The following is a 7,423-nucleotide window of genomic DNA, read 5'->3' as shown; positions in this document are numbered from 1 at the left end:
AGAACCCGCGGCGGTGCCAGCTGAGTCCCACACCTGAAACAGCGGCTCCGCCGCATTCTGAAACGACTCCTAAAACTGGGAAATGACAACGCGTGGTTCACAGGGTGACCCGGTCCATGCCCGGCGGCGGGGCGGACGGGTCGTCCCAGACCTCGGTGAGGAGTTCCCGCGCGTACTCGGCGAGCCGGGCGTTGTCGGCAGGCGCGATGGTGCTCCACGCGCGGCCGTCGCCGCTGCTGCGCACGACGTGCAGGTAGCGGCCCCGATCGGTGTCGTGGAAGGCGACGACCCGACCGGCCCGCTCCGGTTTGCCCCGCCCGGGATTTGCCTCCGCCCCGAACTGACCGCGAATTCCCATGCTGTGGGCCATGTTGGCGACGTCGGCCGCATCGTCGTGGGCGATGCCCAGGACTCGCAGTTCGTCGGTGAACACCAGGGGGTTCCCCGCACCGGCGACGTCGGAGGCCTTGCGCAGCGCGTCGTTGGGCAGGCTGACCGCCCGGCCCGGCCCCGGCGGCACGTCACCGGCGACCGACACCGCGGCCTCGGCCAGCGACCCGCCGCGGATCGGGGTCAGCTCGACCACGTCGCCGTCGACGACGGCCAGCAGCCCTTCACCGCCGTTCGCGCACGCCAGCGCGCGGATCGAGCGATCGGCCCAGATGCGCACGTCGATGCTGCGCTGCGGCCGGTCCAGCAGTCCGAGCAGGTCGGCGAGCTCCACCTCGACGCGGTCCCGCTTCGCCTCGGCGAGCCGCTTGTGCCGCAACGATTCCCACGCCTGCGCGACGAGGTCGGCGCGCTCGGTGTAGGTGGTTCCGGGACTGGGCACGTCGAGGATGATGTGCCGCCGGTCCTCGAAACCCGCCGCTTCGCAGAGGACGTCGAATTCCAGCGCGGACAGGTAGATCGAGTCGGCTTCGGCTCCGGGGCGCAACGTCAGTCCTGCTTCTCCGGCTCGTCTTCGTCGTCGTCCTCGTCGTCGCGAGCGGCCGGCTCGACGTTCCCGAGCACGGCCGGCGCGACGAGCCGGTCGTCGTCGAACGGGGTTTCCTCGGCGATGTACTTGTTCTCGTGGTCGGCGTCCTCGCCCGGCTTCTGGCCGCGCGTGGCCGCGGGCGACATCATCGATCCCGCCGCGGGACGGCTGCCCGGCGTGCCGCCCGCCGCCTTGCCCGCCGTCGTGTCGCCCGGGCCGCCGCCGACGACGGACCCGCCGCGCGCGGTCGAGGGAGCCTTCGACTCACCCGCTCCTGGAACGACTTTGGGCCCGTCGGCGGTCGCAGGCGCCCGTCCGCCGAGGGCCCGGCTCGCCGCGTAGGCGCCGACGCCGACGACGGCCGCACCCCCTGCGGCGACACCGAGGATCGTGCCGGTGCTGATTCCGCCGTCGTCATCCGAACGCGCCTGCGGATTCGGCTCGGCGTCGAACTCCGCGGCGTGCTCGTCGGATCCCGGCCGCTCCTGCCCGGGGCGCTCCTGATCGGGGCGTTCCTGATCGCCAGGCCGCCCTCCGGGGCGCTGGCCCGCAGGCGGCGGCGCGACCGGGGTTCTCGGTGCGCCCGGTCGGTCTCCACCGACCTGACCACCGCCGACCTGACCACCACCGACGGTCCCGCCGCCGACCGTGCCACCGGCCACCGAACCGCCTGCGACGGCACCGCCGACGACTGCTCCGGAGAAGTCGGCCGAGGAGCCGCCGGTCGCGCTCCCGAAAGAGCCGATCCCGGCGGAGGGCACCTGTCCCGACGACGCCGCAGGCGCCACGGCGGCAGCCGGCATCGTGGGAAGCGGCTGGTAGGCCTGAGCCTGCTCGACCGAGGTGTCGCGGTAGTTGCCCAGCGCCGCCTGCGCGGCCTGCTTCTGGGCCTCGATCTGCTTGGCCTCCTGGTCGTAGTCGCTCTCGTAGCCGAACCCGCCACCGGCCCACTCGAAGACGTTCTCCGACTGCTGATGCCGCAGCTCGTCGGCGTTGGGCAGCCGGTGCAGCGCCGACTCGTACCCGCTGGCCTGCGCGTCCACGCTGCTCGCGGACACGGCGAGCGGGTCGGGCGCGTCACCGAAGGCGACGCTCTGCTGGCGAGTCGCCTCGGCGGCGAGGCTGCCCGCGCTGCCCTCCCACTCGACCTGCAGCTTGCCGAGCTCGCGCCGCAACGTGTCGTCGAGGTCGACCACGACCTGCACGCACTTGTCGAGCGCTCGAACGGCCCCCTGCATCGCCTGGGTGCCCTGGCCCTGCTTGATCTGGGCGATCCAGTTCTGCAGCTCGGGGATGTCCATCCCCTTGAAGCGGATGTCGCGGATCGGGTCGATGTAGGTCACGTCAGTCCCCTAGCTCCGAGCCTGCAACGTGCTGACGGCGGAATGCGCTGCGGTCTGCGCCTTCTCGCACATCTGGTCGGCGTTCATGGCGTTGGGCGTCTGCAACTGCATGTTGATCCAGATCGTCTGCCCCTCGGCCGCGTCAACGAAGGCGTCGCACCCGAGGCTCTCCCCGCCGTTGATCTGGCTCTGCACGGTCCCGAAACCGTTGAGCTGGTACGTCTGCCGCGTTCCCGGGCTTGAGTTGATCTTCTGCAGGAACATGTCGATGGCTTCGGGGACGATCCGCACCCCGATGGCGAACCGCGCGGCCCCGGTGTCGCCGAGGTAGCCGCAACCGCTGTAGTTGTTGCCGTCCTTGGGCAACGGCTCTCCCGGACCGACCAGCATTGATGTCTGCTGCTCAGCGCTCATCCAGGTGCAGACGTCCGCGTCGCCCTTCCCCGCGACGGCGAGTTCCGCCGGCCGCTGCGGGAGGTTCGCCGACCCGGTCTCGGGCGCGGTCGGCGCGGGTGCGGGGTCGGGGCCGTTCACCGTGCAGCCCGTCAACGCGATCACGGCCGCGGCGGAGGTCACCGCTGCGGCCCAGGTGCGCAAGCGCACCGGCTTACCTCTCACTTCGGTCCCCGCTTCGACTGGAACGAAGCGCTGATCTCTTCGTCCGTGTACCCGTACTGCTTGGCGGCCTCACCGAGCTGCTCGCCGAGCGCGACCACGTTGTCCACGTACTGCTGCAGGCGCTTGAAGTGCGAATCCGGGTTCCCGAGCAGGTTCGCGGTCCAGACGGCCGCGGCGCGCTGGGAGATCTCGTCGCCGGCGGGCGGGCTCACCGCGAGGCTCGGTGCGAGATCGTTCAACCTCTCGCCGGCGTCCTCGGCCGCTGCCAGGATCGTCCTGCGGACGGCCAGCACGTTGTCCTTGTTGACCGTGATGGTCTGCCCGGGCGCGCCGGAGCCCGGCGCGGGAGGCGGTGGTGGCGTCGTCATCGCGGAAACCCCCAGGTCGCGGCGGGATTTGATCACCCGGTCGGAACCGACAGTAGCAGCGCTCCGACGCGCCCAGCACCCACTTCCGCCGAACTTCCGGCGGCTATTCGCAACCGCGCATGCGACGGCTCACGGTTCCAGGCGGTAGCCCATCCCCGGCTCGGTCAGCAGGTGCCGGGGCCGGCTGGGGTCCGGTTCGAGCTTGCGACGAAGCTGGGCGAGGTAGACGCGCAGGTAGTGGGTCTCGTTGGCGTACTGCGGCCCCCACACCTCGTGCAGCATCTGCTTCTGCGCCACGAGCCGTCCCGAGTTGCGCGCCAGCAGTTCCAGCATTCCCCACTCGGTGGGAGTGAGGTGGACCTCGACGCCGTCGCGCAGGACCTTCTTCGCCGAGAGGTCGACGGTGAAGGTCGCCGTCTCGACCACCGGCTGGTCCGCCGAGCCGCTGGTGCTCGCGCGCCGGACCGCGGCGCGCAACCGAGCCAGGAGCTCGTCCATGCCGAAGGGTTTGGTGACGTAGTCGTCGGCCCCCGCGTCGAGCGCGCCGACCTTGTCGGTGGAGTCGGTGCGCGCCGAGAGCACGATGATGGGAACCGTCGTCCAGCCGCGAAGACCCGCGATCACCTCGCTGCCGTCCATGTCCGGCAGCCCGAGGTCGAGCACGACCACGTCGGGCTTGCCCTCGCCCGCAGCGCGCAGGGCCGATCTCCCGTCGACGGCGGTGAGCACCTGGTACCCGCGTGCGGCCAGGTTGATCCGCAGCGCGCGCAGCAGCTGCGGTTCGTCGTCGACCACCAGGACCTTCGCCATCTACTCCCCCTGCCGGTCCGCTGCGGGCAACGAGACCACGACCGTCAGCCCGCCGCCGGGTGTGTCCTCCGCGCGGATGGTTCCCCTCATCGCTTCCACGAAACCCTGCGCCACGCTCAGTCCGAGCCCGACACCGGCGGGTCCGGCATCGCCGCGCTCACCGCGCTCGCCGAGGCGCTCGAAGGGGGCGAACGCGTCACCGTCGGCGCCGGCGGGGAGTCCTGGCCCGTGGTCGACGACGCGCAGTTCGACGCGGGCGGCGTGCGAGCTGGCGCCGACCCGGATGCGCTCACCGCCCGGGCGGCCGTACTTCAGCGCGTTCTGCACGACGTTGGCCACGACCCGTTCGAGCAGCCCGGGGTCGGCCACGACGCGCGGCAACCGCTCGGAGATGTCGACGTCGATGTGGTGCCGACCGTCCAGGCCGACCAGCGCGCGGGCGACGACCTCGTCGCAGCCGACGGGGTGCAGCTGCGGGGAGACGGCGCCGGTCGCCAGGCGCGAGGAGTCCAGCAGGTTGTCCACGAGCTCGGTGAGCCGATCCGCGGATTCCTCCACCCCGGTCAGCAGTTCGGCGGTGTCGTCGGGCGAGAGCCGCAGGTCGGGGGCGCGCAGGCTGCTGACCGACGCCTTGATGGACGCCAGCGGCGTGCGCAGGTCGTGGCCGACCGCCGACAGCAGCGCGGTGCGCAGCTGCGTGGCGTCGGCGCGGCGCTGCGCTTCCCGGGCGTCGTCGGCCATCCGCTGCTGCCGCAGCGCGAGGAGCGCCTGCCCGGCGGCGCCTTCCAGCACGAGCCGATCCGCTGCGGGAAGGGGGCGTTTGCCCGCGCGCCGGAGCGACAGGTGGGCGTCCTTGGTCACCTCGATGTCCACATCGGACTCGTCAGGCCGGCGGCACGGGTCGCCGCCGGTGCTCGCGGCCACCCGCCAGCCGTCCTCACCGCGTTCCAGCAGGGCCACCGAGGTGAGCCCGAAGTTCTCCGCGATCTTCTCCAGCAGCGGCGCCACGGGGTCCGGGTGGATCAGGACCGTGCGGGCGTAGGAGGAGAGCAAGGTCGCTTCCGTGCCGGCGCGCGCCGCCTGCTCGGCGAGCCGTGCCGCGCGGTCGACGGTGAACGCGACCAGCACCCCGACCAGCATCATCGCCACCAGCGTCACCACGGTCTCGGCATCGGTGACCAGCAGCGAGTACCGGGGCTCGGCGAAGAAGAAGTTCAGCAGGCCGCCCGCGAGCAGGGCGGCCACGATCGCCGGGGCCATCCCGCCGACCAGGGCGACCAGGATCGTGGCCAGGAAGTAGCCCACCACGTCGGTCGACAGCGTGACGTCCCCCAGCACTGTGGCGAGCACGGTGACCAGCGAGGGCAGCAGGACCGCCAGCACCCAGCCCCAGGCCTGGCGGGTCGAGGACAGCGGGTTGCGGGCGATGTTCTTCAGCAGCCGCCGTCCACCGGCCTCGTCGTGGGTGACCATGTGCACGTCGATCGGCCCGGACTTCTGCACCGTGGTCGAACCGATCCCCTCGTCGAAGACGCGCGCCCAGCGCGACCGGCGAGACGTTCCCACCACGAGCTGGGTGGCGTCGGCGGCGCGGGCGAACTCCAGCAGCGCCTCCGGAACGTCGTCGCCGACGACGGAGTGGAAGCTGGCCCCGACCGCCTCGGCGACCTTGCGCGCCTTGGCCAGCGCGCGCGGGGGCGTCCCGGACAGCCCGTCCCCTCGCAGGACGTGCACGACCTGCAGTTCCGCACCGGCCCGCGCGGCGATCCGCCGGGCTCGGCGGATCAGCGTCTCGCTCTCGGGGCCACCGGTCACCGCGACCACGACCCGCTCCCGCGTCTCCCAGGTGTCGGTGATCTGCTCCTCGGCCCGGTACCGGCGCAGGGCCACGTCCACCTGGTCGGCCAGCCACAGCAGCGCCAGCTCGCGCAGCGCGGTGAGGTTGCCGGTGCGGAAGTAGTTGCCCAGCGCCGCGTCGATCCGCTCCGCCGGGTAGACGTTGCCGTGCGCCATGCGGCGTCGCAGCGCCTGCGGGGTGATGTCGACCAGCTCGATCTGCTCCGCCTGGCGGACGACCTCGTCGGGGACGGTTTCCTGCTGGCGGACGCCGGTGATGGTCTCCACCACGTCGTTGAGGCTGTCCAGGTGCTGCACGTTGACGGTGGAGAGCACGGTGATGCCCGCGTCGAGCAGTTCTTCGACGTCCTGCCAGCGCTTCTCGTTGCGGCTTCCGGGGGCGTTGGTGTGGGCGAGCTCGTCGACGACGGCGACCTCGGGGGCGCGCGCGAGCAATCGGCCCACGTCGAGCTCGGTCAGCACGACACCGCGATGGGGCACCTCGCCCCTCGGCAGCACCTCCAGGCCCTCGACTAGGGACGCCGTCTTGGCCCGGCCGTGGTCCTCGACGAACCCGACCACCACGTCGGTGCCGCGCCCGGCCCTGCGGTGCGCTTCGGCGAGCATCGCGTAGGTCTTGCCGACCCCGGGCGCGGCCCCGAGGTATATCCGCAGCTCACCGCGCTTGCGCCCGTGTTCCACGACTCCAGTCTCCTACTGCCCGCTGTTATTAGCGCCGATGATCAACCGATGTCATTTCCCCGCGATCGCACCGCGGCGGGCGACCCACCGGGGCCCGGACCACCAGGTCAGGATCCTGTCACGTCCCCGACCCGGTGGTCGTGCGCGAACACCTCCCGCCATCACCCGGCGGCTCCCCGGACGGCGACGTTGAGGGTGCTGGTGTTGACCGCGCGGGGCGACACGAGGCCGCCTTCCTCGCACTCGGTGATGAGCCGGCGGACCTCGTCGAGCGGCAGTCCCGTCACCCGCGCCACGCGCGGCGCCTGGAGTCCGGCGTAGGCGGGGCTGATGTGCGGGTCGACCCCGCTCGCGGAGGCGGTGACCGCGTCGGCCGGAACGGCCTCGGGGGCGACCCCTTCCCGCTCGGCGATGGCGGTCCGGCGCTCGTGGACGGCCGCCAGCAGCTCATCGCTGAAACCGCCGTCGTTCGAGCCGCCGGAGGTGGCCGGGTCGCCGGGACCGACGGGACCTTCCGCCGACGCCGAGGGCCGGGTGTGGAAGTAGGGATCGTGGGCCGGATCGTGCGCCACCGGGTCGATCCCGATCAGCGACGAGCCGACCGCGCGGCCGTCCACCACGATCTGCGAGCCCTCCGCCTGGTCCGCCAGCCCCGGGAGGCGGCTGACCCCCCAGATCGCCATCGGATACCCGATGCCGAGCAGGACCGTGGCCACCAGCAACAACCGAAGTCCGGCCAGCGTCTGCCGCAGCACAGCACTCACTCC

At 72.1% G+C, this 7,423-nt stretch carries 7 protein-coding genes; all 7 read right to left on the bottom strand.

Annotation, left to right across the window (positions count from 1 at the left end; translation table 11 throughout):
* Positions 1 to 97: 97 nt before the first annotated feature.
* The gene (locus ACYVF3_RS18340) at positions 98 to 937 is read right to left on the bottom strand and encodes an ESX secretion-associated protein EspG (RefSeq protein WP_461155443.1); all 840 of its coding nucleotides are present in this window, start codon (positions 935 to 937) and stop codon (positions 98 to 100) included.
* Between the two features lie 2 nt (positions 938 to 939).
* Positions 940 to 2,322 carry a hypothetical protein gene (locus ACYVF3_RS18335; RefSeq protein WP_461155442.1) on the bottom strand — a complete coding sequence of 461 codons (1,383 nt, stop codon included), beginning with the start codon at positions 2,320 to 2,322 and terminating at the stop codon, positions 940 to 942.
* Positions 2,323 to 2,331: 9 nt separating this feature from the next.
* Complete coding sequence (locus ACYVF3_RS18330) at positions 2,332 to 2,925, bottom strand: DUF3558 family protein (RefSeq protein WP_461155441.1); 594 nt, start codon at positions 2,923 to 2,925, stop codon at positions 2,332 to 2,334.
* 11 nt (positions 2,926 to 2,936) lie between these two features.
* A complete protein-coding gene (locus ACYVF3_RS18325) occupies positions 2,937 to 3,308 on the bottom strand; it encodes a hypothetical protein (protein WP_461155440.1) in 372 nt (123 codons plus the stop codon).
* 129 nt (positions 3,309 to 3,437) lie between these two features.
* Positions 3,438 to 4,118, bottom strand: a complete 681-nt coding sequence (locus ACYVF3_RS18320; protein WP_461155439.1) for a response regulator — start codon at positions 4,116 to 4,118, stop codon at positions 3,438 to 3,440.
* Positions 4,119 to 6,656, bottom strand: a complete 2,538-nt coding sequence (locus ACYVF3_RS18315; protein ID WP_461155438.1) for a DUF4118 domain-containing protein — start codon at positions 6,654 to 6,656, stop codon at positions 4,119 to 4,121. It lies immediately after the preceding gene.
* A 161-nt stretch (positions 6,657 to 6,817) separates the two neighbouring features.
* Positions 6,818 to 7,420 carry a potassium-transporting ATPase subunit C gene (locus tag ACYVF3_RS18310; RefSeq protein WP_461155437.1) on the bottom strand — a complete coding sequence of 201 codons (603 nt, stop codon included), beginning with the start codon at positions 7,418 to 7,420 and terminating at the stop codon, positions 6,818 to 6,820.
* Between the last annotated feature and the right edge of the window lie 3 nt (positions 7,421 to 7,423).

It is taken from the genome of Saccharopolyspora tripterygii, assembly GCF_054778355.1.
The sequence above is the reverse complement of the archived record's forward strand: the minus strand, read 5'-3'. Positions and strand labels throughout refer to the sequence as shown.

Coding starts and splice junctions, on each gene's coding strand:
- ACYVF3_RS18320 (WP_461155439.1), bottom strand. CDS start 4,118: ATGGCGAAGGTCCTGGTGGTCGACGACGAACCGCAGCTGCTGCGCGCG.
- ACYVF3_RS18325 (WP_461155440.1), bottom strand. CDS start 3,308: ATGACGACGCCACCACCGCCTCCCGCGCCGGGCTCCGGCGCGCCCGGG.